Below are 22,400 nucleotides of genomic sequence, written 5' to 3'. Positions count from 1 at the left end.
GTCGTGGTCCCTTCGCCGGGTCCGAGGCGATTTGCCGACGGGTCTCCCGCAGGCCGGGGGTGCCGCGTTAAGTTCTGCTGCGTGACCGCAGTGGAGCCCCGCACCGAAGCCGAACAGCGCGCCCTGGACGCAGTGGACATCGACGCCATCGTCGACGACCTCCGCGAACTGGTGGCCATCCCCAGCGTCGGAGGCAGCACCGCCGAGCACGACGGCCAGCAGTGGTGCGCGGACCGCCTTTCCGCGCTCGGCCACCGGGTCGACCACTGGCGCATCGACGTCCGCGAACTCGCCGAGCACCCCGACTTCCCCGGCCAGGAGGCTCACCGGGACGAGGCCTACGGCTGCGTCGGCGTCAGCGGCGAAGGTGACCCGGCGCTGGTGTTCTGCGGGCACACCGACGTGGTGCCGCCCGGCGACCTGGACCGCTGGCCGAACCGCGACCCGTACTCGCTGCGCATCGCCGACGGCATCGCCGCCGGTCGCGGCACCTGCGACATGAAGGGCGGCGTGGTCGCCTTCCTCGGCGCCCTGACGGCGCTGCGCGACGCCGGGGTCGAGCTGGCCCGTCCGGTCGCGGTGCACGCGGTCGTCGCCGAGGAGGACGGCGGTCTCGGCGCGTTCGCCACGCTGCAGCGCGGCCACCGCGGTGAGGCGTGCGTCATCGCCGAACCGACCCAGAACACCATCGTGGCGGCCAACGGCGGTTCGCTGACGTTTCGGCTGGAGATCCCCGGGCAGAGCACGCACGGCTCCACCCGCTACCGGGGTGTCAACGCGCTCGACAAGCTGGCCGAGCTGCTGCCGGTGCTGCGCGAGCTGGAGACCCGGCGCAACGTCGATCCCGATCCGCTGGTGGAGCACCTGGAGATCCCGTACCCGCTGTCGGTCGGCACGGCCCGCGTCGGCGACTGGGCCAGCACCGTCCCGGACCTCGCGGTCGCCGAGGGCCGCTACGGCGTGCGGCTGGGCGAGTCCGTGGAGCAGGCCAAGACCGAGTTCGCCGCCGCCGTCGCCGAAGCCTGCGCGGCCGACCCGTGGCTGGCCGAGCACCCGGTCCGCGTCACCTGGCCGGGCGGCATCTTCGCCAGCGGCCGGTTCCCCGAAGGGCACCCGCTGCTGGAGGAGACCCGCGAGGCGATCGTCGCCGCCGGCGGCCCCGTCCCGGAGGTCGTGGGCGCGCCCTACGGCTCGGACCTGCGCCAGTACGCCGCCACCGGCATGCCGACGCTGCAGTACGGCCCGGGAGACGTGCGCTACGCCCACGCCGACGACGAGCACGTCAGCATCGCCGACCTGGAGCAGTGCGCCCGCACCTTCGCCCTCCTGGCCATCCGCAGGTGCGGAATCGCGTAAATCCCAACCCCAAAACCCCGTCAGGCAAGCACCGAAGGTGCTTTCTCAGTGCCCCACCCGAGCAACCGGCACCGCCGCGCGTTCTGACACGTCTTCTGGGGAGGACAGCCGCAGCGCCGCGCACAATAACCACGGAGTAGTAATAACGACTCAGTGGAAGTCGCGGGACTCCGAGGGCACTCGGATGTTCAGCTTCTGAAGCCGATCAGCGCGCAGGTTGATCACCTCCTCGGTTCGCTCGATCACGCCGCGCACCAACAACGCGGCACTGGTGCGCCCGACCTTGCGGTAGCGGGCCCACAGCCCGGGTGAGCAGACGACGTTGACCGTCCCGGTCTCGTCCTCCAGGTTCAAGAAGGTGATGCCGCCCGCGGTCGACGGGCGTTGCCGGTGCGTCACGGCTCCGCCCACCAGCACCCGGGTGCCGTGCTCCACTTCGGACAGACGCGCGGCCGGCAGCGCGCCGAGCTCGTCGAGCCGGGCTCGGACGAACTGCAGCGGGAAGCTGTCCGGCGACACCCCCGTCGCCCACACGTCGGCCGCCGCCTTCTCGACGCCGTCCATCCCGGGCAGAGCCGGGGCGTCCGACGAGACGGTGGTGCCGGGCAGCCGGTCTGGTCGTTCGCGGGCCGCCGCCGCGGCGTTCCACAGCGCTTCGCGCCGGGTCAGGCCGAAGCAGTCGAAAGCCCCGCCGGTGGCCAGCGCCTCCATCTGCGGTGCGTTCAGCCGCACTCGCCGCGCCACGTCGGCCATGTCGGCGAACGGTCCGTGCGCGGCGCGTTCGGCGGTCAGCTTCTCGGCGAGGTCCTCGCCGAGCTTGCGCACCGACGACAGGCCGATGCGGACCGCCTGGCGCCCGGTGCTGGTCGCGTCCGGTTCCAGGTCGGCGTGCACCCGGCTGGCGTTGATGTCCGGGCCGCGCACCACGACTCCGTGCCTGCGCGCGTCGGCGACCAGCGACTGCGGCGAGTAGAAGCCCATCGGCTGCGCCTTGAGCAGTGCCGCGCAGAACGCCGCCGGGTAGTAGCGCTTGAACCAGGCGCTGGCGAACACCAGCAGCGCGAAGCTCAGCGCGTGGCTCTCCGGGAAGCCGTAGTTGGCGAAGGCCAGCATGCGGCGGTAGATGTGCTCGGCCAGCTCGTCGTCGATGCCGTTGGCGGCCATGCCCTCGAAGAGCCTGTCCCGCAGGCGTTCCATGCGTTCCGCGGAGCGCTTGGCGCCCATGGCCCGGCGCAGCTGGTCGGCTTCGGACGGGCTGAACCCGGCGACGTCGACGGCCAGCTGCATCAGCTGCTCCTGGAACAGCGGAACCCCCAGGGTCTTCTGCAGCGCGCCCTTCATCAGGGGGTGGTCGTAGTCCCAGTCCTCCTCGTCGTTGCGGCGCCGGATGTAGGGGTGCACCGATCCGCCCTGGATCGGGCCTGGCCTGATCAGCGCGACCTCGACCACCAGGTCGTAGAACTCGCGAGGTTTCAGCCGGGGCAGCGTGGCCAGCTGAGCGCGGCTCTCCACCTGGAACACCCCGATCGCGTCGGCCTCGCACAGCATCGCGTACACCTCGGGGTCGGACAGGTCCAGCTCGCCGAGGTCGACGTCGAGGCCGTGGTGCTCGCGGGTCATGTCGATGGCGTAGTGCAGCGCCGAGAGCATGCCCAGGCCGAGCAGGTCGAACTTGACCAGCCCGACGGTGGCGCAGTCGTCCTTGTCCCACTGCAGCACGGTCCGGCCGGGCATCCGGGCCCACTCCACCGGGCACACCTCGCTGACCGGCTGGTGGCAGATCACCATGCCGCCGGAGTGAATGCCCAGGTGGCGCGGGAACCCCATGAGCTCGTCGGCGAGTTCGCGCACCGCCCCGGGGATCTCGGAGTCCTCGGGCAGCGGGCCCCAGTGCTCGATCTCCTTGCTCCAGGCGTCCTGCTGCCCGGGCGAGTAGCCGAGCGCGCGGGCGACGTCGCGCACCGCGGACTTCGGCCGGTAGCCGATGACGTTGGCGACCTGCGCGGCGTGCGTGCGGCCGTACTTGGCGTAGACGTACTGGATGACCTCCTCGCGCCGGTCGGACTCGATGTCGATGTCGATGTCCGGCGGCCCGTCGCGTTCCGGCGCGAGGAACCGCTCGAACAGCAGCTGGTAGCGCACCGGGTCGGCGTTGGTGATGCGCAGCGCGAAGCACACCGCCGAGTTCGCCGCCGATCCCCTGCCCTGGCAGAGGATGTCCTGCCGGCGGCAGAAGTCGACGATGTCGTGCACCACCAGGAAGTAACCGGGGAACTCGAGCTCCTCGATCACCGCCAGCTCGTGCTCGATCTGCCGGTACGCCTCCGGTGCCGCCTGCGGGGGCCCGTAGCGGTCGAGCGCGCCGAGGTAGGCCAGTTCCCGCAGGTGGCTGACCTCGGTGTGGCCGGGCGGCACGTCGAACGGCGGCAGCTGCGGGACCACCAGGCTCAGGTCGAAGGCGAAGGACTTGCCCAGCTCGGCGGCCCGCTGCACCGCGCCCGGGTAGCGGGCGAAGCGCTCGGCCATCTCGGCGCCGGAGCGCAGGTGGTTGCCCGCCCAGGCCGGCAGCCACCCGTCCACGTCGTCCAGGCTGCGCCGCGCGCGGACGGCCGCGACGACGCTCGCCAGCCGCGCCCGGTCGGGCGCCGCCAGGTGCGCACCGGTGGAGGCCACTGTGGACAGTCCGGCGCGATCGGCGAGCTCCGCGAGCGCGTCGTTGCGCACCGAGTCGGTGGGCAGCCCGTGGTCGGTGAGCTCGACGGTGACGTGCTCGCGGCCGAAGAGCCCGACCAGCCGGTCGAGTTCGACCGCGGCCGCGTCCATCCCGCCGGTCGCCAGCGCCGACCGCACCGCACCCTTGCGGCAACCGGTGAGCACCTGCCAGTGCCCGGCGGCCTCGGCCGCCAGCTCCTCCAACCGGTACTCCGGGCGCCCCTTCTCCTCGCCGCGCAGCTGAGCGGTGCTGATCGCGCGGCACAGCGAGGCGTACCCGTCGAGGTCGCGGGCCAGCACCAGCAGGTGCCCGCCCTCGGGGTCGGGGATGCCGTTCTGCGGCTGGGTGAGCCCCAGGCTCAGCTCGGCGCCGAACGCCGTGCGCACGTCGTGCTCCTTGGCCGCCTCGGCGAACCGCACCACGCCGTAGAGCCCGTCGTGGTCGGTGAGCGCGATCGCCTCCAGGCCGAGCCGCGCGGCCTCCTCGATCAGCTCCTCGGGATGGGCAGCACCGTCGAGGAAGCTGAAGTTGGAGTGCGCGTGCAGCTCGGCGTAGGGCACCCGGTCGCCGGGCGGCGCCGGGCCTCGTCCGCCCGCGCGATGCTCCGCGCGCGGTCGCGACGGCGGAGCGTCGTCGCGGGGCGGCAACGCCTCGCCGGAGAGGGCCTTCTCCAGCTCCGACCAGCTCTGGGGAGGGTTGAACCAGCTCATGAACCTAGTGAACTCCTGTTCGAACGATCGGTGCTACCGAACAGCCGGGCTTCCACTCGAACGAGTGTTCGTCGGCTCAGCGGTAGGCGCCCTGGACCCACCAGTCCCCGCGCTCGTGCACCAGGAGCAGCGCCACCTCGTCGGATTCCCCGTCCGAGGACTCCGGGACCAGCACGACCTGGAGCCGGACCAGCGCGCGCGGCGGGACCTGCGAATCCGGCGCGGTCTGGCCGGAGCCACCGGCCAGCAGGTCCACCCACCACCGCTCGGTCACCGGCCACGGCCCGGCCCAGCCCGCCACCGCGCGAGACCTGCCGCCACCGACCTCGACCGTCTGCGGCGCGGCGGACAGCCCCGACCGACCGGTGATCCACACCGGTTCGCCCGAGGCGTCGAGCACCCGGGCCGGCCACGGATCGCCCGGCACCACCGTCGGCGACGGAGCCGGGATCCGGCCCGGCCACGGCGGTTCGACGGGCAGCGCGGCGCGCCGCTCATCGCCCCACGGCACGAATCGCACCTGGTCGCGCGGGTCCCGGCCGCCGCCGAGAACACCGGTCAGCACGGCCTCCGGGCCGAGCATGCCCTGCACCCGCGCGAAGGCCCGGCCCGCTCTGGCCGCGGCTTCGCCGGTGGCCGCGCTGAGCAGGTCCAGCTGCAGCCCTCCCGCGCCGACCACCTCTTCGGGGCGCAGGCTCAGCTCGTCGAGCCCGGCGGTGGGCTTGCCCTTGCGGCTGCGTCCGTTGAGCCAGCCGTCGAGCTGCCAGCGGACCCGGTCGGCGGTGGCCGCCGGCGTCAGCGGTTCCGCGCAGCGCCAGACCCGGTGCAGCTCCTCGCCGTTGCCGGTGCGCGCCGAGATGCCCAGCCGAGTGCAGGCGAGGCCGAGATCGCCCAGCTTGGCGTGCAGCTCGTCGGCGAGCACCTTGGCCACGAACGCGGCCCGATCGACCCGGTCCACCGGTGGGTCGAGCTCCTCGGTGACGACCAGCTCGGGCGGTGGCCGCCGCCGCTTGACCGGGCGCTCCTCCTGCCCTCCCGCCGCCCGGTGGGCCAGCACGGCGGCAGGGCCGAACCGGGTCGCCACGTCCGAGGACCCGAGCGCCGCGAACTCGCCGAGGGTGCCGATCCCCAGTCGGCGCAACAGGTCCACGAGTTCCGGCTGCGCCGCCGCCTGCTTCTGCCCGAGGCGGTCGGCGAGCTGCTCGATCTCCTCGATCGGCAGCGGCGCGAGGAACTCCCGGCTGCCACCGGGTTCGACGTGCCGCGCGTGGCGGGCGGCGAGGATCGCGGCGAACAGCCCGTCGGCGACACCGATCCGGCACTCGACACCGGTCTGCGCGTCGATCTCGTCGACGAGCTTCTCCGCCGCGACCTCCTCGCCGCCGAAGTAGCGGGCGGGACCTCGGGCGGGAACGGCGACCAGCCCGGGCCGGACGACCTCGACGCCGGGCACCAGCTCCTCGACGGCGATCACGACCGGCTCGAAGAACCGCACGTCTCGCGCCGGGTCGTGTTCGCAGACCACGAGTTCCGGGCAGCGACCCTGCGCCTCGCGGCGGCGCATCCCCCTGCGCACGCCGCTGTCCCGGGCGGTCGCCGAGCAGGCGACGACCCGGTTCGCGACGAAAACCGCTGCGGGGACGAGTGATTCGAGTTCGGCGGCGCGCGAAGCGGCCACCACCGGCCAGTCCGGGCACCACACGACGATTCTGCGGGCGGGCACGTCGCTCACCCGGCCACCGCGCGCAGGTGCGCCCGCGCGGCGGGACGTTCTTCGACCCCGGCGAGCGAGCCGTCGCGAGACGGCAGCAGCAACCGGCAGGAACGCGGTTTCGACGCCGCGCCACGCCCTTCCGCGCTCACCGTGACATCGCGTTCCCGCAGGTGACCGTGGCCATGCCCCAGTCCGCGCCAGCGTGCGCCGGAGCAGCGCAGCTGCACCTCCGCACCCGGCCAGCGACCGAACGGCAGCAGCACCGAGCCGCGGTTGCGGGCCCGCGCGGAGAGCCTGCGGGCATCGGCGTCGAGCACCTGCCCGGTTCCGCCGACCACGACCAGGTCGACACCGTCCAGCAGCGCGGCGATCACGCCCGCCGGGTCGGAGCCCGGCCGCGGCACCACCGCGAGCCGCTCCAACGCGACCCCGGCCTCAGCGGCGGCGACCAGGTTGATCCCGGGCAGGCCCACCACGGTCGCCCAAGAACCGTTCGCCGTCGCCTCGGACAGCAGCGCGAAGAGCAGCGACACCGATCCGTGCACCGCCACCGTGCTGCCACGGCGCAAACCTGGCCATGGCAGCACGGCGGCGAGTTCCGCCCGCGTCGGCAGCACCCGGCCCGCACCCGGGACACCGCCCGCCTCGACGCGCGGCACACCCACGGACACCCCGTCAGCCGTGGGCGCGCTCAACGCCGCCGAAGACACCGTCGCGGACATCGCCGCCTCCCCACATACGTGACCGCGGTGGGTGCCCGACCCCGGCGCGGGCACCCACGAACACAGCCGCTGCGGGGAAGGCAGCGGTGGAGTCAGCACTGCGCCTGCACCCGGATCACAGCGCCGAACTCCATCGGAGCGGCCGACCCCGACACCGGCCGTTTCCGATCTCGAACCTCAGTTCGAATAGCTGTAGTTAACCCCCAGCCCCCACCCCTCGTCAAGGACCGTGGCCGGATCGGGTGAACATTCGTTCGAAGATTCAGTGTTCGCGCTGGTCATCGATACCCTTGATCCTGTTGCAGTACCCCGCCGGACCGAACAGCTTGCAAGTGCATCGTTTCTCCACGGACGCGGATCTGGCCGTCAACACCCACGAACTCGCTGACGCCCCGGAGATCGGCGGGCTGATGCGGGCCGCCGGGTTCAATCCCGGTCCGAACCCTGGGCATTGGTTGGCGATGAACGACGTTTCCGTCGATCTGATGGTGGTGCCGAACCAGGCGGGCACGACCAAAGCCTCGGCGCGGGCAGCGCGGATCGCCCCGCACGAGAAGTTGACCGCCCGGATCGCTCCTGGCCTCGAACCCGCCTTGCTCGACAACGAGATCGTCACCATCGCCGGACTCGAACCCGGTGAGACCAGGACGTGCGATCTCCGAGTGGCCGGCCCGGCAGCGCTGCTGACGGCGAAGGCCATCAAGATCGGGGAGCGGCTGGGGCAAGCGGGCCGGCAACCTGATCGCCTCAAGGAGAAAGTTGCCCTGGACGTGTTCCGGGTGCTCCAAGCCGTTGAGGTCCCCGACCTCGTGCGCGGATTCGCGAAGCACCGGGAAGACGACCACGCCGCCTCCGCGACCGACCAGGCGCTCAGCCTCTTCCACGACCACGGGGCGACTCCGCAAGGGCTGCTCGCGCAGCTCGCTGCCACTGCGTCGCAGGGCGATCCAGTCGTCGCCCCGGCCTTTGCCGCCCTCGTGAACGACCTGCTCACCGCTGCGAATTCGCACAGCCCCACGTAGGCCCGGGCACCGCGAGAACGCGACGAGCCCCGGACCTGGGGGCCGGGGCTCGTCGGGGGATCGTCGTCAGTGGGCGAAGTGGCGCGTGCCCGTCAGGTACACCGGAACGCCCGCGGCCTCGGCGGCGGCGATGACCTCGCCGTCCCGAACCGAACCGCCCGGCTGGACCACGGCGCGCACGCCCGCGTCCAGCAGGACCTGCAGGCCGTCCGGGAACGGGAAGAACGCGTCCGAGGCGGCGACCGAGCCCTTGGCCCGGTCACCGGCGCGGGAGACCGCCAGGCGCGCCGAGTCGACCCGGTTCACCTGGCCCATGCCCACGCCCACGGTCGCGCCGCCGTCGGCCAGCAGGATCGCGTTGGACTTCACCGCGCGGCAGGCCCGCCAGGCGAACTTCAGGTCCGCCAGCGTCGCCTCGTCCACCGGGGAACCGGTCGCCAGCGTCCAGTTCGCCGGGTCGTCGCCCTCGGCGTCGATCGCGTCCGAACCCTGCACCAGCATGCCGCCGGAGATCGCGCGCATCTCGACCCGGCCGCTCTGCGGCGGCTGAGCGGTCAGCAGGCGGATGTTCTTCTTCTTGTTCAGCACGTCCACCGCACCCTCGGCGTAGCCGGGGGCCACCACGACCTCGGTGAAGATCTCCGCGACCTGCTCGGCCATCGCCACCGTCACCTCGCGGTTGGTGGCGATCACGCCGCCGAAGGCGCTCACCGGGTCGCACTCGTGCGCCTTGCGGTGCGCGGCGGCGATGTCCTCGCCGACCGCGATGCCGCACGGGTTGGCGTGCTTGATGATCGCCACGCACGGCTGGTCGTGGTCGTGCGCGGAACGCCACGCGGCGTCGGCGTCGACGTAGTTGTTGTAGGACATCTCCTTGCCGTGCAGCTGCGCCGCGGCGGCCAGGCCGGTGGCCTGCCCGCCCGAGACGTACAGCGCGGCCGGCTGGTGCGGGTTCTCGCCGTAGCGCAGCGCGGAGCGGCGCTGCCAGGTCTCGCCGATCCAGCCCTGGAACGCGGCGTCGTCACCGGTGGGAACCCTGCTCATCCAGGACGCCACCGCCACGTCGTAGGACGCGGTGTGCCGGAACGCCTCGGCGGCCAGCTCGACCCGGTCGGTCATGGTGAAGCCGCCCTCGCGGACCTCTTCGAGGACCCACTCGTAGCGGCTCGGGTCGACCACGACGGCCACGTTGGCGTGGTTCTTCGCCGACGCGCGCACCATCGCCGGACCGCCGATGTCGATCTGCTCGATCACCTCGTCCTGCGCGGCGCCCGAGGCCACCGTCTGCACGAACGGGTAGAGGTTGACCACCAGCAGGTCGAACGGGGCGATGTCGAGGTCCGCGAGCTGCTTGGCGTGCTGCTCGCGGCGCAGGTCGGCGAGCAGGCCGGCGTGCACCCGCGGGTGCAGCGTCTTGACCCGGCCGTCCAGCGCCTCCGGGAACCCGGTGAGCTCCTCGACGGGCGTGACCGGCACGCCGGCATCGGCGATCGCGCGCGCCGTGCCACCGGTGGAAACGATCTCCACCCCGGCGGCGTGCAGCCCGGTGGCCAGCTCCAGCAGGCCGGACTTGTCGGACACGCCGATCAGCGCGCGACGAATCGGGCGCCGCTCCTGGGAGTTCGCGGTCACGGGATACTCACCTTCCGTCCCTGCACGGTCCACCCGTGCAACGCCAGCTTTTGAAGGGTGCCGACCAGCAGCCGCCGCTCGACGGCCTTGATCCGCTCGTGGAGGCTCGCCTCGTCGTCATCGGGCAGCACCTCGACGGCTTCCTGGGCCAGGATCGGCCCGGTGTCCACACCGGCGTCCACCACGAACAGGGTGCAACCGGTGACGCGGACTCCATACTCCAGCGCATCCCGCACCCCGTGCATGCCGGGGAACGAGGGAAGCAGCGCTGGGTGGCTGTTGAGGTATCGGCCGTCGAAGCGGGCCAGGAAGTCGGCGCCGACGAGCTTCATGAACCCGGCGGAGACCACCAGATCCGGCTCGTGCTCGGCGCAAGCCTCGGTCAGCGCGCGGTCCCACTCCTCGCGGGAGGCGTGGTCACCGACCTTGCGGACGAACGTGGGGATGCCGGCGCGCTCGGCGCGGGCCAGCCCCTCGATGCCGTCGCGATCGGCGCCCACCGCGACCACCTGGACCGGGTAGTCGGGTTCGCTGGTGGCGTCGAGCAGGGCCTGCAGCAGGGTGCCGGAACCGGAGACGAGCACGACCACCCGCGCCGGGGCGGCTGTCGTGATCCGGTTCGGGTGCGCGGCGGTGCTCGGCTGGTCGGGCGTACTCGGGTTCAGCGTTCGCTCCTGACATGCCTCGGCACGATCTCCCCCGCAGCGTAAGACCTGGTTGCGGGGTCGGCTCCGGCAGGGCCCGGGCGAGTGGCGCAGCGCTCACCGCCGGTCGCGCGGTGCGGGCTCCTCCTCGTCCGGCTCGGCGTCGAACTCCTCGGCGGTGACCTCGCCTTCCTCGGCGTCGGATTCCGCCCGGGCGGCCGGGATTTCGGCGATCAGGTCGTCGAGGTCGGTGTAGTCGAAGTCCTCGTCGGGCTCGGCGTCCTCGGCCGGCTCTGGATCGATGTCCTCGTCGAACTCGTCGGTGGCGAAGGCGCTCAGCGCCGGGTCGTCGGCCTCCTCCACGCCGCCCAGCCAGGTCATCACCAGCGCCGGGATCGCCAGCCAGCACGAGGTCGCCAGCGCGAGGCCGACCGGGTGGAACGACACCGCTCCGATCGGGCCGTTGCCGAGCCGGCCCCCGGCGACCGCCGCCAGCACCAGCACCGCCAGCGCCGCCACCCCGGCCGCGACCAGCACGACCACCGCGCGGCGGACGAGCGGACCGGGAACGCGCCTGGCGACCAGTCCCATCACCATTCCCACCAGCAGCGGGAGCAGCAGCACCGCCGACCACCACACGGCCGGGCCGTCGTTCGGCAGCACCGCCAGCAGCGGCAGGTCCGGCAGCGGCCCCGGCGTGTGCTGCATCGGCTGGACGACCTGGGAACCGAGGGAGAACCCGCTGCCCGCGGCGAAGGACCAGCCGGCCAGCACCGCGTTCGGCAGGTACAGCAGCGAGAACACCGTGGCACCGATGGCGTCGCCCGCACCGCCCATCCGCGACATCGAGGTGACCATCTCCGGCGCGGAGAGCACGATCGCGACCAGCAGCACGCCCGCGCCGACGGCGATCACGGTGGCGATGGTCAGCAACCCGATCCGCAGACCCGTCCACACGTAGGCGTCGGTGCGCTCCCACAGCAGGTAGAACAGGCCGCACCGGTTGGCGACCCCGGCGGTCGCCGCGATCGCGGCGGTCAGTCCGCAGCTCAGGAACGCCTCGACCGGGATCGCGCTGAACGGATCGGTCAGCAGCAGCGCGAACAGCGCGCCGACGAACGCGTGCACCAGCGCCATCGTCGCGATCACCGGCCACGCCTGGTCGGGACGGCGCAGCCGGCAGCGGCGGGCGACGAACGCCGACGCCGCGGCCACCAGCAGCACCACGCCGATCGTGGGCAACATCGGCAGCACGCTGAGCGGGGCGCCCGAGATCACCAGCGGCGACTGGTAGAGCACCAGCCAGCCGGGCATGGCGGCCATCAGGACCAGCAGCGGGTTGAGGCTCGCTCCGCTGGCGATGCCCACGACCAGCGCGACCAGGGCCGCGACGGCGAAGAACCCGATCAGCGGCACCGCGCCGACGACGGCGATGAACAACCACCGGCGCAGACCCTGCCTCCGGTCGGAATGGCCGGCGGCCACGGCATGGGGAATCGGATCCAGCGCAGACACGCGACCGAATGTCGCACCACCGCTGCTCCGAACGGCCCCGAACACGCCAGCGGCTCCGCCCATCGGGCTACGCGCCGCGGGCCCGGGGCGGTCGTGGCGCGAACTGACCGGACATAACCGGCATTGATCGTGGACGGTCCGGACCGCGGACGCCGCGCGTCACGGCTGACGCGCGGGGGTGTGCCTCAGAAGGTGGGCGGGTTGGCGCCCGGGTGGGGCATCTGGCGGGTGCCCTGGGGACCGCCGTTGTCCTGGTCCGACTTCGACTGCTGGGACTGCGGCTGCTGACCGGACTGCGCGGGCGACTGCTGCGCGGCCTGGCCGCCCTGCTGCTGGCCCGGCTGCGAGATCGGGCCGGACTGGTTCGCGGGCCGGTTCGGCTGAGGGCCGCTGGAGTCCGGGTTGGGCGTGGCGAACCCGTCGGAGGACGGGTTCCGGCTCCCCGGCTGCTGCTGGACGGGCTGACCGCCGCTGGCCGGGTTCCACGGCGGCGGGCCGCCGAACTGGGCGCCGGGGGAAGGCTGCCCCTGCGGGCTCCAACCGGGGCCGGAGGGACCACCGGGACCGGGACGCGCGCCGCCGGGACCGGCCGGACCGCCCTGGCCGGGGCCGCGCGGGCCGGGTCCCTGCGGGAACGGCTGCCCGTACGACTTGGGCTTGGGGCCGCTCGCCGGGCCACCGGACTTGATCACGCCGCCCTCGATCAGCAGCACGCCCAGCACCGCGGCCAGCTGCGCGAGCGCCAGCACCATCAGCACCGAGACCAGCCCGGACGCGGTGTTGCGGATGACGTCCTGCAGCAGCGCCAGCGCGGAGTAGGCCGCCAGCGGGACGGCTGCGAACAGCGCGTCCGGCGTCTTCGGCAGGAACCGCAGACCCGCGAGCACCGCGGAAGCGACGAGGCCGAAACCGGCCATGCTGCCCATCAGGGCACCGACGCCGTCGTCGAAGAACCCGAGCAGGTAGCCGACAACGCCGGCGCCGGCCGCCACCATCGCGAGGACTTCTTTCAGCTCGTACGACCGACGACCCCCGTCGGTGTTCGGCTGTTGCGGATACGGGGCGGACATGACTTGATCGGACTCCTCGAAGGCACTCGATCGGGCGTGCTGATCGACGGTACCGAATACCAGCCGTCAGCAGGGCGGCCCGCCCGCAAAGGCGTTGTTCGGGATCACTTCCGCTCGGCGGTGGGCGCGGCGGCCGAGTCCCGCACCTGGGGGCCGCCTCCTGGCAGAGCCCTGCGAAAAGCCGTCGGGGCCGGATTCCCCGTGGGGAACCCGGCCCCGAACGAACGAGGTCGGTGCGGGTCTCAGCCCTTGACGATCTCGCGCATCAGCTTGGCGGTCTCGCTCGGCGTCTTGCCGACCTTGACGCCCGCGGCCTCCAGGGCCTCCTTCTTCGCCGAGGCGGTGCCCGACGAACCGGAGACGATGGCGCCCGCGTGGCCCATGGTCTTGCCCTCCGGCGCGGTGAAGCCCGCGACGTAGCCGACCACCGGCTTGGTGATGTTGGCCTTGATGAAGTCGGCCGCGCGCTCTTCAGCGTCGCCACCGATCTCACCGATCATCACGATGGCCTCGGTCTCCGGGTCCTCTTCGAAGGCCTGCAGCGCGTCGATGTGGGTGGTGCCGATGATCGGGTCACCACCGATGCCGACGGCGCTGGAGAAACCGATGTCCCGCAGCTCGTACATCATCTGGTAGGTCAGCGTGCCCGACTTGGACACCAGACCGATCTTGCCCGCGCCGGTGATGTCGGCCGGGATGATGCCGGCGTTGGACTTGCCGGGCGAGATGATGCCGGGGCAGTTCGGCCCGATGATCCGGGTCTTGTTGCCCGTGGCGTTCGCGTGCGCCCAGAAGTAGGCCGAGTCGTGCACCGGGATGCCCTCGGTGATGACCACGGCCAGGCCGATCTCGGCGTCGATGGCCTCGATCACCGCGTCCTTGGCGAACTTCGGCGGCACGAAGACGACCGACACGTCGGCGCCGGTCTCCTTCATCGCCTCCTGAACGCTGCCGTAGACCGTGAGCTCCTTGCCCTCGATCTCGACGGTCTGCCCGGCCTTGCGGGCGTTGACACCGCCGACGATGTTGGTGCCGGAGCGCAGCATGCGAGCGGTGTGCTTGGTGCCTTCAGAGCCGGTGATGCCCTGAACGATCACCTTGCTGTTCTCGTTGAGGAAGATAGCCATGATCGCCTCACGCCCCCGCTGCCAGCTCGGCGGCCTTGTCGGCCGCACCGTCCATCGTGTCCACCACGGTGACGACCGGGTGGTTGGCCTCGGCCAGGATGCGGCGGCCCTCGTCGACGTTGTTGCCGTCGAGGCGGACGATCAGCGGCTTGGTGGCCTCGTCACCGAGGATCTCCAGCGCCTGCACGATGCCGTTGGCCACGGCGTCGCAGGCGGTGATTCCACCGAAGACGTTGACGAACACCGACTTGACGTCCGAGTCGCCCAGGATGACGTCCAGACCGGCGGCCATGACCTCGGCGGAGGCGCCACCGCCGATGTCGAGGAAGTTCGCCGGCTTGACGTTGCTGTGCTTCTCGCCGGCGTAGGCCACGACGTCCAGCGTGGACATGACCAGCCCGGCACCGTTACCGATGATGCCGACCTCGCCGTCCAGCTTGACGTAGTTGAGGCCCTTCTCCTTGGCCTTGGCCTCGAGCGGGTTCTCCGCGTCCTTGTCCACCAGCTCGGCCTGCTTGGCCTGGCGGAACGCGGCGTTCTCGTCGAGGGTGACCTTCCCGTCGAGGGCGATGACCTTGCCCTCGGGGTCCTTCACCAGCGGGTTGACCTCCACCAGGGTGGCGTCCTCGGCGACGAAGGTCTCCCACAGCTTGACGATCACGTCGGCGACCTGGTCGGCGACCTCGGCCGGGAACTTGGCGGCGGAAACGATCTCCTTCGCCTTGTCCAGGTCGACGCCCTCGATCGGGTCGATCGCGATCTTCGCCAGAGCCTCGGGCTTGGTGGCCGCGACCTCTTCGATCTCCATGCCGCCCTCGACCGAGGCCATCGCGAGGAAGTTGCGATTCGCGCGGTCGAGGAGGAAGGAGAAGTAGTACTCCTCCGCGATGTCGGAGGCGGTCGTGACCAGCACCTTGTTGGTGATGTGGCCCTTGATGTCCAGACCGAGGATGCCCTCGGCCTTGGTCTGGGCCTCATCCGGGTTCTCAGCCAGCTTCACGCCGCCGGCCTTGCCCCGGCCACCGGTCATGACCTGGGCTTTGATGACTACGGGCCCGCCGAGTTCTTCGGCTGCTGCCTTGGCCCCTTGCGGGTCGGTCGCCACGGTGCCGGGCAGCGTCGGCACGTCGTGGGAGGCGAAGAGCTCCTTCGCCTGGTACTCGTACAGGTCCACTCGACTCTCCTGCGACGTCGGTGTCGGACTCGGTGACGATATCGACCTGCGATGACGCATGGGGCGGCGCACCTGGTGAACTGCCTCACCTGAGGTAGGGCGTCTGCCTGGGTCGACCCGTCCAACACGGGGAATCGCCTTGTGCGGCAGGAGCGATATCTGCGTTCGCGTGACGAACGGAACAGGCGCCGTGACGGCGTTCCGCCCATGTTCGAGCACCGGAACGCCTCCCACAAGACGTCCGGGAGGGTGAACTCAGTTGGTCGGTTCGGCGGTGGTGCGGGCCGCCAGCGCCGTGCCGAGCAGGACCACGGCGCACCCGATCCCGAACCACAGGCCGAGCCCGGGAGCGGTTCCGGGCAGGCGCTCGGCGGTCAGCGGGAACTCCAGCGCGCGCACGCCCACCAGCAGCGCGGCGCCGCACAGCAGCGCGGCGGCCTGGCCGGGACGGCACATCGGGGCCAGCGCGGTCGCGCCGACCACGGCGGCGAGCGCGAGCACCAGACCCCACGAGGTGGTGCCGAAGTCGGTGAACACGCCCGGAGCGCTGTAGCCGGGGGCGGTCAGCACCGGCAGCGAGAACGCGCCGGCGCCGAGGACCAGCGCGACCAGCGACGGGACCAAGACCAGTCGGCGCATCGCCATCTCGGTGAGGTCGACGTCGTCGCGCTCCACCGCGCCGGCGATCGCCGCGAGCACCGCCGCGATCGCGGCGAGCAGCACCGACGCACCGGCCGCCCAGGCGCCCAGACCCGCACCGGCACCGGCGGCCTGCACGGCGGTGAACACCGCGTCCAGCGATCCGGCCGCGGCCAGCGGAACCACCGCCCACAGCACGGTGAGCACCGGGCGCAGCAGCAGCGCGAGCTTCGGCAGCAGCATGCCCGCACCGACCAGGGCCAGCAGGATTCCGGCGGGCAGCAGCATCCGCGCCGGGTACTCCGACGGGTCGCGCAGCCCGTAGGGCATCGACACGTGCGGGGTCAGCGCGGCCAGCACCGCGACGGCACCGGCCAGCAGCGCGAACGCCCCGGCGAGGGCGAGCAGCCTGGTCAGCGCGGGAAGTCGCAGGTCGTCGACGTCCTCGGCCTGCTCGCCACGACCGGCCCGCGACGCGAGCACGAGCAGCACCGCAGCGGCCAGCAGTCCGAGCAGCGGACCCCAGGCGAAGATCACCTCGTCGAGAACCAGCACCGACACCAGCGGCGGCACGACGACGGCGACCAGCGCCAGCGCCACGCCCAGCAGCCCGCCGCGGGCGAACTCCAGGTCGGTCGAACCGGCGAGCAGGCCGGCGGCGCAGGGCACCGCGACGGCCAGCAGCGCGCTGCCGATGAGCACCGGGAGCGGCCCGTCCAGGGCGGTTTCGGCGGGCAGGTAGGGGTCGTCGGAGGAGAACGGCGCCATCAGCACCGCGACGCCGCCCAGCACCCCGGCGCACAGCGCCGAGGTGAGCAGGCCCTGCCGTTGCGTTCCGGCGCCGGACTCGCTGATGCCCCAGGCGGCCAGGAACCCCGCGACCAGCGCGATCACGTGCCCGGCGGCCAGCAGCCACCAGCCGAAGGCGGGTTCGAAGTTGATCAGCGAGGAGGCTCGGAGCAGTTCCGGGCGGGCGGCCATGCCCGCTTCGACGGCGAACTGGACGTCCTGCCCGAGCCTCCCGGGCGCGAGGGCGGCCGGGCCGACGAGCACCGCGGCGGCGGCCATCGGCTTCCCCGCCCGCGCGAACAGGGCTGCCGCCACCGGCGCGAGCAGCGCGAGCACCAGCAGCAGCGGCCAGCCCGGGTACGCGGCGGGAACGGCCGGGCTGGTCAACCCGAGCAGCGGTCCCACCCCGGTGAGCGCGGCGCCGAGGACGGCGAGCGCGATCGCGGCGCGCAGGCGGGCCGGGGTGCCGAGCGTCGGCTGCGGGTCCGCGGCCTCGGCGGGAGCCGCCGAAGCAGACGAACCGGACGGGAGGTCGGGCCGCGCAGTCACGGCGCAGACGCTAGCAACCGGGTGACCCCTCCCAGGCACCACCGGCGGTCACCGCTCAGGGGTCCGCGCGCGCCGACACGCCCGAGGAGCGCCCGAACGGAGCATTTTCGACGCGCCGACAAGACGCTCTTGGGGTGTGACTTGCCACACAAATCAACACCCCGGGGTGTCCGGATCGGTTCCGAAGACCGGGGGTGCTGGGCCGTTCGGAACCACCGGTTCCGATCACGAAGCCGCAGGTGGCTCCGCTGTGCGACGACCACGCGCAGTATCGGCGAAGGCCCGACGATCCGCCTGGCGAAGGTTGTTTCGACCACTCGCGGTGGCCGACGCGTAACAGATCGGGATTTGCCCCTAGGGGATCAGCTTGGTTACTGTCCCCCGGTCCGTTGTCACGGTCTGATCACGAAGGACAACCTTCGACCGGTTCCCCGACCGGCCACCCGGAAATCCCCGTTCCGGGCCCGCGGAGATCAGGCTCCCCGAGACGGAAGGGCAGGCATTGGCTCACCACCGCTCCCCCGGCGGCGAACGACCCTTTCCCGGTTATCCGGAGGTGTCCCCCGACGACTCCTCCAGCAATCGGGATCGGAGCCGGGGTGCATCAGCAGCATCGGCCTGGCGCGGCCGCGTCGTCGTCGCAGCGGTAGCGGCGGGCGCATTCGCAGCAGCCGGTCAGTCGCTGGCAGCGGGCGAGGGAAACGCCTCCCCCGACAGCGATGACTTCAACGCCTCCGACGCCGCGGGTTCGTTCAACACCGCGATGTCCGGAGACACCTCCTCCTACAACGGCATGGGTGGCAGCGCCCCGGCGCCCGCCATGCTCCCGGTCGCCAAGAGCTCCGACGTCAGCTCCGAGATGGAGAAGCTGACCAAGAGCGAGCGGATCACCGAGGCCCGCGAAGCAGCTCAGCGGGCGGCCGAAGAAGCCGCCAAGCAGCCGAAGTTCCACGTTCCGGCGATGGGCAACTTCACCTCCGGATTCGGTGGCCGCTGGGGCACCACCCACTACGGCATCGACATCGCCAACGCCAAGGGCGCGCCGATCTTCTCGGTCGCCGACGGCGTGGTCATCGAGGCCGGTCCGGCCAGCGGTTTCGGCCTGTGGGTCCGGGTCCAGCACGAGGACGGCACCATCACCGTCTACGGCCACGTCAACACCATCACCGCTGACGAGGGCGACAAGGTCAAGGCGGGCGACCAGATCGCGACCATGGGCAACCGCGGCTTCTCCACCGGCACCCACCTGCACTTCGAGGTGTGGAACGCCGGCGGCAAGAAGATCAACCCGCTGCCGTGGATGCGCGAGCGCGGCATCTCCCCGACCTGATCCGGGTTTCTCAGCAATGGGTTCGGCGACCATCCCGTGGTCGCCGAACCCATTTCTTTACGCGTCGTTAGCGCACTTCCTGCACCGGCCCGCAGTAGCGTGGCGCCCGTGGCCGAACAGATCCGCTTGACCGGAGCGCAGCAGACGCTCCTCGGTCCGCTCCACGCACGCGCCCTCGACAGCCGCCGCACCGATCCGGTGCTGGGCGACGACGCCGCCGCGCAGCTGGCGGCGCGCATCGACTTCGACTTCTCCGCCCTCCGGCTCGATTCCGGCGACATGATGGCCGTTGTCCTGCGCGCCAAGGAGATCGACGACCGCGCCAGGGAGTTCCTCGCCGCGCACCCGGACGCGGTCGTGCTGCACCTGGCGTGCGGCCTGGACTCCCGGGCGTTCCGGCTCGACCTGCCCGCCGAGGCGCAGTGGTTCGACGTGGACATGCCCGACGTCGTCGAGCTGCGCGACCGGCTCTACCCGCGGGTTCCGGACAACCACCGCACGATCGCGTCCTCGGTGACCGAAACCGGTTGGCTGGACGACATCCCGACCGGGCGGCCGACGCTGGTCATCGCCGAGGGCCTGACGCCCTACCTGGCGGAAGCGGACGGGATCGCGTTGCTGCGCAGGCTCGTCGAGCGCTTCGGCTACGGCGAGATGCTCTTCGACGTGGTCGCGCCGTGGACCGTGCGGGCCGCGAAGTTCTCCGGTTTCCTGCGCACCACCGGGGCGAGCTTCCACTGGGGTGTGGGCGACCCGCACGACCTGGAGATCAAGGTCCCGGGCCTGCACCTGCGCGGGTCGGTGCCGGTCACCACGCTGCCCGGGGTGGCGAAGGTCGCGCCGCGCGACCGCTGGATCGCCCGGGCCATGAACGCCGTGCCGCCGCTGCGCGACGCGATGCGGGTGGTGCGCTTCGGCTTCGAGCGCGAGAGCCGCATCCCGGTCGAGCTGACCGGACCGGCGGCCACCATGCTCGCCACGCTGCACCTGCGCGCCCTGGACAACCGGTCGGCGGAGCCGCTGCTGCACGACCGGTGGGCCGACGACGCCGTGCGGCGCCTCGACTACGACTTCACCCAGCTGGGGATGCGCGCGAACAACGCGATCTCGGTGGCCGTCCGCGCCAAGGCGCTCGACGACCGGGTGAGTGCCTCGCTGCGTCCGGGGATGACCGTGCTGCACCTGGGCTGCGGGCTGGACAGCCGCTTCGAGCGGGTGGGACCGCCGGCGGACGTCGAGTGGTACGACGTCGACCAGCCCGAGGTCATCGCACTGCGCGAGCAGCTGTTCCCGTCGTCGAGCAACCGGCACGCCCTCGGCCGCTCCGTCGCGGATCCGGACCTGCTGACCGGGATTCCCTCCGACCGGCCCGTTCTCGTGGTCGCCGAGGGCCTGACGATGTACCTGACCGAGCAGGACGGCCTGTCGCTGCTGCGCCGGATCGTCGCGCACTTCCCCAGCGGTGAGCTGCTCTTCGACGCGTTCAACACGCCGAGCATCCACCTCAACAACGTCGCCAACCCCGCGGTGACGCGCTCGGGTTCCCGGCTGCGCTGGGGGATCGACGACCCGAACGAACTGGGAATCCCCGCCCTCCGGCTGGTTTCGGAGATCTCGTTCCTGGAGGCGCCGGAACTGGCGAGGTACCCGCTGCCCGCCAGGCTCGCCTTCCGCGCAGCGGCCAAGGTCCCCACCTTCAACCGCCTGGGCCGCCTCCTGCACTACCGCTTCTGATCACCAGGCACGCCTGACCAGGGTTTTTCGAATTTCGCGCGAAATTCGACCGCGAAGTTTCGGGGTCGAATTTCGCGCGAAATTCGAATGCGCCGGGCTGCGGGCGGTTCGTCAGGCCGCCGCTGAGGGGTACCAGGCCTCCTCGAAGCAGCGGCGGGCTCGGTGGAGGCGGGAGCGGACCGTGCCGAGGGGCAGGTGCAGGGTTTCGGCCATCTCCTCCTCGTTGAGGCCCCACGCCCGCAGGGTCAGCACCTCCCGGTGCGGTGTCGACAGCCGCTCCAGGACGTCGTTGATGTGCACCCGGTCCAGCGGGTTCGAGTCGTGGCGGGCTTCCACCGGCGAGTACGTCGTGCCGTCGTTGAGGCGCTTGACGGTGCGGACGGCCTCGCGGACGGTCACCGAGCGGACCCAGCCGAAGAACGCCGCGGGTTCGCGCAACGTCCGCAGGCCCCGGTAGATCGCCAGCAGCGCCTCCTGCATCGCATCGGAGCTGTGGTGCGGGGCGACCGAGGTGCACACCCGGGCCACGTAGGGCGTGATGTGCGTGAGCAGCTCGTTCATCGCCTGCGACTCGCCGGCTTGGGCGCGCGGCAGCAGCGCGAGGACGGGATTCGGTTCGTGCGCGGTCTTCATCTCGGAGGCTCGCTCCTCGGGGGAAACCGGTCGGGTGCGCTCAGGCGGGGAGTTCGTGCGGTGCGGACAGCGAGAGCAGCGCGGAGCGGAGGTCGTCGCGGAACGCGCGCATGAACTCCGCGCTGAAGCAGGCGGTGTGGTGCGGCAGCTCGACGGCCAGCCGCCCGTCGAAGGTCACGACGCACGCCATCAGCGGGCTGCGGCCGGCCTGCGGGAAGTAGTGCTCCCGGCCGGGCACGAGGCGCACGTCGGTCAGCTCCAGCCCGGTGGGCAGGCGGGGGCCGGGCACCGCGCCCATGTTCGTCGCGATCACCGTGGCCATCTGCAGCGCGGGGTTGCGCGGGACCTCCGGGGTGATCCGCATGTCGTGGAAGTGCTCGCCGCGGGCGATCGCGGCGCGCAGGTGCGCGGTGAGTTCCCGCGCCATCGCAACGGGTTCCGGGTCCGCCGCGACCGGCAGCGCGTGCAGGTGGGTGGCCACCGCGGCGACCATCTCGGTGGGCGGCACCGACGGGACGAGCCGGGAGCGCAGGTCGACCGGCGAGAGGCAGCCGAGCACGCGCGGGGCGTCGCCGCCGAAGCGGGCGCGCGCGACGGACAGCAGCGCCGCGCTGATCAGCCCGTGCGCCGAAATCCCCGCCGCGCGGGCGGAGTCGCGCAGAGCGGTGGTGCGCTCGGCGTCCAGCAGCAGCCTGCGGATCTCGATGCGGCCGCCGCTGCCCGGGCCGTCGTACGGGAGGAGTTCGACGGGGTTCCGCCGGACCTCGGCCAGCCGCGAGCGCAGGTACTCGGCGGTGGTGGCCTCGTCGGCGGGCGGCAGCAGGCTGCTGATCGGGGCGGGCCAGCGGGGTTCGCGCGCGGGCGCGGCGGTCGGTTCGCCGTCGACGAGCGCGCGGTAGCGGTCCCAGACGGCGTTCTGCAGCGCGATCGCGCTGTGCCCGTCGATGACCGCGTGGTCGACGGAGATCACGAGGATGTGGCTCTGCTGAGCGGAATCCACCGGGTCGGAGGCCAGGGTCGCGCGCACCAGCGGCCCGCCGACCGGCAGCGGATCGTTGAGCTCGTCGTCGTGGGCGGTGTCCACCCCGGTCCGCACGATGAGCCGCGGCCGCTCCTGCGGGCCGAGGAGCTCGAAGGCGTGACCGGAACCGTCCGGCACGATCCGCGCGCGCAGCGTCGGGTGCTCGGCGATCACCTCGTCGAACGCCCGCGCCAGCAGCGCCGCGTAGACGCGTCCGCGCACCGAGCAGGAGAGCACGGCCCTGCTGCGCTGGCCGACGTAGAGGGTTTCCACCGGGCACAGTGCGCGTCGCATCGCTACCGCCCT

16 protein-coding genes are annotated in these 22,400 nt (G+C 72.0%); 4 read left to right on the top strand and 12 right to left on the bottom strand.

Annotated elements, in window-relative coordinates; translation table 11 throughout:
* The first annotated feature begins 81 nt into the window (after positions 1 to 81).
* A complete protein-coding gene (locus tag KBO27_RS03645; protein WP_210968499.1) occupies positions 82 to 1,356 on the top strand; it encodes an ArgE/DapE family deacylase in 1,275 nt (424 codons plus the stop codon).
* Between the two features lie 150 nt (positions 1,357 to 1,506).
* Here KBO27_RS03645 and KBO27_RS03640 read toward each other — a convergent pair whose 3' ends face one another.
* The 3 genes from KBO27_RS03640 to imuA' form a co-directional block, all read right to left on the bottom strand.
* Positions 1,507 to 4,779 (bottom strand): error-prone DNA polymerase, encoded by a 3,273-nt coding sequence (locus KBO27_RS03640; protein ID WP_210968498.1) that lies wholly within the window; start codon positions 4,777 to 4,779, stop codon positions 1,507 to 1,509.
* Positions 4,780 to 4,855: 76 nt separating this feature from the next.
* Positions 4,856 to 6,511: a DNA polymerase Y family protein gene (locus KBO27_RS03635; protein ID WP_210968497.1), complete on the bottom strand. Its 1,656-nt coding sequence runs from the start codon at positions 6,509 to 6,511 to the stop codon at positions 4,856 to 4,858.
* Positions 6,508 to 7,215 (bottom strand): DnaE2-dependent mutagenesis accessory factor ImuA', encoded by a 708-nt coding sequence (gene imuA', locus KBO27_RS03630; RefSeq protein WP_210968496.1) that lies wholly within the window; start codon positions 7,213 to 7,215, stop codon positions 6,508 to 6,510. The genes KBO27_RS03635 and imuA' overlap by 4 nt, the downstream gene beginning before the upstream one ends.
* A gap of 299 nt (positions 7,216 to 7,514) precedes the next feature.
* Here imuA' and KBO27_RS03625 point away from each other — a divergent pair, with 299 nt between their 5' ends.
* Complete coding sequence (locus KBO27_RS03625; RefSeq protein ID WP_210968495.1) at positions 7,515 to 8,237, top strand: hypothetical protein; 723 nt, start codon at positions 7,515 to 7,517, stop codon at positions 8,235 to 8,237.
* A 66-nt stretch (positions 8,238 to 8,303) separates the two neighbouring features.
* Here KBO27_RS03625 and purH read toward each other — a convergent pair whose 3' ends face one another.
* The 7 genes from purH to KBO27_RS03590 all read right to left on the bottom strand — a co-directional run bounded on the left by purH (position 8,304) and on the right by KBO27_RS03590 (position 17,376).
* Entirely contained in the window at positions 8,304 to 9,869 is a 1,566-nt protein-coding gene (gene purH / locus KBO27_RS03620; RefSeq protein ID WP_210968494.1) for a bifunctional phosphoribosylaminoimidazolecarboxamide formyltransferase/IMP cyclohydrolase, read from the bottom strand.
* The gene (purN, locus tag KBO27_RS03615; protein WP_235877008.1) at positions 9,866 to 10,453 is read right to left on the bottom strand and encodes a phosphoribosylglycinamide formyltransferase; all 588 of its coding nucleotides are present in this window, start codon (positions 10,451 to 10,453) and stop codon (positions 9,866 to 9,868) included. The genes purH and purN overlap by 4 nt, the downstream gene beginning before the upstream one ends.
* A 177-nt stretch (positions 10,454 to 10,630) precedes the next feature.
* Positions 10,631 to 12,028, bottom strand: coding sequence for a cell division protein PerM (locus KBO27_RS03610; RefSeq protein WP_210968493.1), 1,398 nt, complete (start codon positions 12,026 to 12,028; stop codon positions 10,631 to 10,633).
* A gap of 185 nt (positions 12,029 to 12,213) precedes the next feature.
* Positions 12,214 to 13,098, bottom strand: a complete 885-nt coding sequence (locus KBO27_RS03605) for a DUF5336 domain-containing protein (protein WP_210968492.1) — start codon at positions 13,096 to 13,098, stop codon at positions 12,214 to 12,216.
* A gap of 242 nt (positions 13,099 to 13,340) precedes the next feature.
* Positions 13,341 to 14,225 (bottom strand): succinate--CoA ligase subunit alpha, encoded by an 885-nt coding sequence (sucD, locus tag KBO27_RS03600; RefSeq protein ID WP_210968491.1) that lies wholly within the window; start codon positions 14,223 to 14,225, stop codon positions 13,341 to 13,343.
* A gap of 7 nt (positions 14,226 to 14,232) precedes the next feature.
* A complete protein-coding gene (sucC, locus tag KBO27_RS03595; RefSeq protein WP_210968490.1) occupies positions 14,233 to 15,399 on the bottom strand; it encodes an ADP-forming succinate--CoA ligase subunit beta in 1,167 nt (388 codons plus the stop codon).
* 255 nt (positions 15,400 to 15,654) lie between these two features.
* On the bottom strand, positions 15,655 to 17,376 hold the full coding sequence (locus KBO27_RS03590; protein WP_210968489.1) for a hypothetical protein: 1,722 nt from the start codon (positions 17,374 to 17,376) through the stop codon (positions 15,655 to 15,657).
* A gap of 556 nt (positions 17,377 to 17,932) precedes the next feature.
* On the opposite strand from KBO27_RS03590, the gene KBO27_RS03585 reads away from it, so the two are divergent.
* Complete coding sequence (locus KBO27_RS03585; RefSeq protein WP_307870215.1) at positions 17,933 to 18,706, top strand: M23 family metallopeptidase; 774 nt, start codon at positions 17,933 to 17,935, stop codon at positions 18,704 to 18,706.
* Positions 18,707 to 18,814: 108 nt separating this feature from the next.
* A complete protein-coding gene (locus KBO27_RS33385) occupies positions 18,815 to 20,440 on the top strand; it encodes a class I SAM-dependent methyltransferase (RefSeq protein WP_307870214.1) in 1,626 nt (541 codons plus the stop codon).
* Between the two features lie 111 nt (positions 20,441 to 20,551).
* Here KBO27_RS33385 and KBO27_RS03570 read toward each other — a convergent pair whose 3' ends face one another.
* Together KBO27_RS03570 and KBO27_RS03565 are read right to left on the bottom strand one after the other, a co-directional pair.
* A complete protein-coding gene (locus tag KBO27_RS03570; protein ID WP_246536113.1) occupies positions 20,552 to 21,073 on the bottom strand; it encodes an RNA polymerase sigma factor in 522 nt (173 codons plus the stop codon).
* Positions 21,074 to 21,113: 40 nt separating this feature from the next.
* A complete protein-coding gene (locus KBO27_RS03565; RefSeq protein ID WP_210968487.1) occupies positions 21,114 to 22,388 on the bottom strand; it encodes a phthiocerol/phthiodiolone dimycocerosyl transferase family protein in 1,275 nt (424 codons plus the stop codon).
* Between the last annotated feature and the right edge of the window lie 12 nt (positions 22,389 to 22,400).

Source organism: Saccharopolyspora endophytica (genome assembly GCF_018070075.1).
GTDB lineage: Bacteria > Actinomycetota > Actinomycetes > Mycobacteriales > Pseudonocardiaceae > Saccharopolyspora > Saccharopolyspora endophytica.
The sequence above is the reverse complement of the archived record's forward strand: the minus strand, read 5'-3'. Positions and strand labels throughout refer to the sequence as shown.

What these genes read in the sequence shown, in the direction of transcription:
- KBO27_RS03640 (WP_210968498.1), bottom strand. Translation starts at nt 4,779, where the DNA reads ATGAGCTGGTTCAACCCTCCCCAGAGCTGGTCGGAGCTGGAGAAGGCC.
- imuA' (WP_210968496.1), bottom strand. Translation starts at nt 7,215, where the DNA reads ATGTCCGCGACGGTGTCTTCGGCGGCGTTGAGCGCGCCCACGGCTGAC.
- KBO27_RS03605 (WP_210968492.1), bottom strand. Translation starts at nt 13,098, where the DNA reads ATGTCCGCCCCGTATCCGCAACAGCCGAACACCGACGGGGGTCGTCGG.
- sucD (WP_210968491.1), bottom strand. Translation starts at nt 14,225, where the DNA reads ATGGCTATCTTCCTCAACGAGAACAGCAAGGTGATCGTTCAGGGCATC.
- KBO27_RS03570 (WP_246536113.1), bottom strand. Translation starts at nt 21,073, where the DNA reads ATGAAGACCGCGCACGAACCGAATCCCGTCCTCGCGCTGCTGCCGCGC.
- KBO27_RS03565 (WP_210968487.1), bottom strand. Translation starts at nt 22,388, where the DNA reads ATGCGACGCGCACTGTGCCCGGTGGAAACCCTCTACGTCGGCCAGCGC.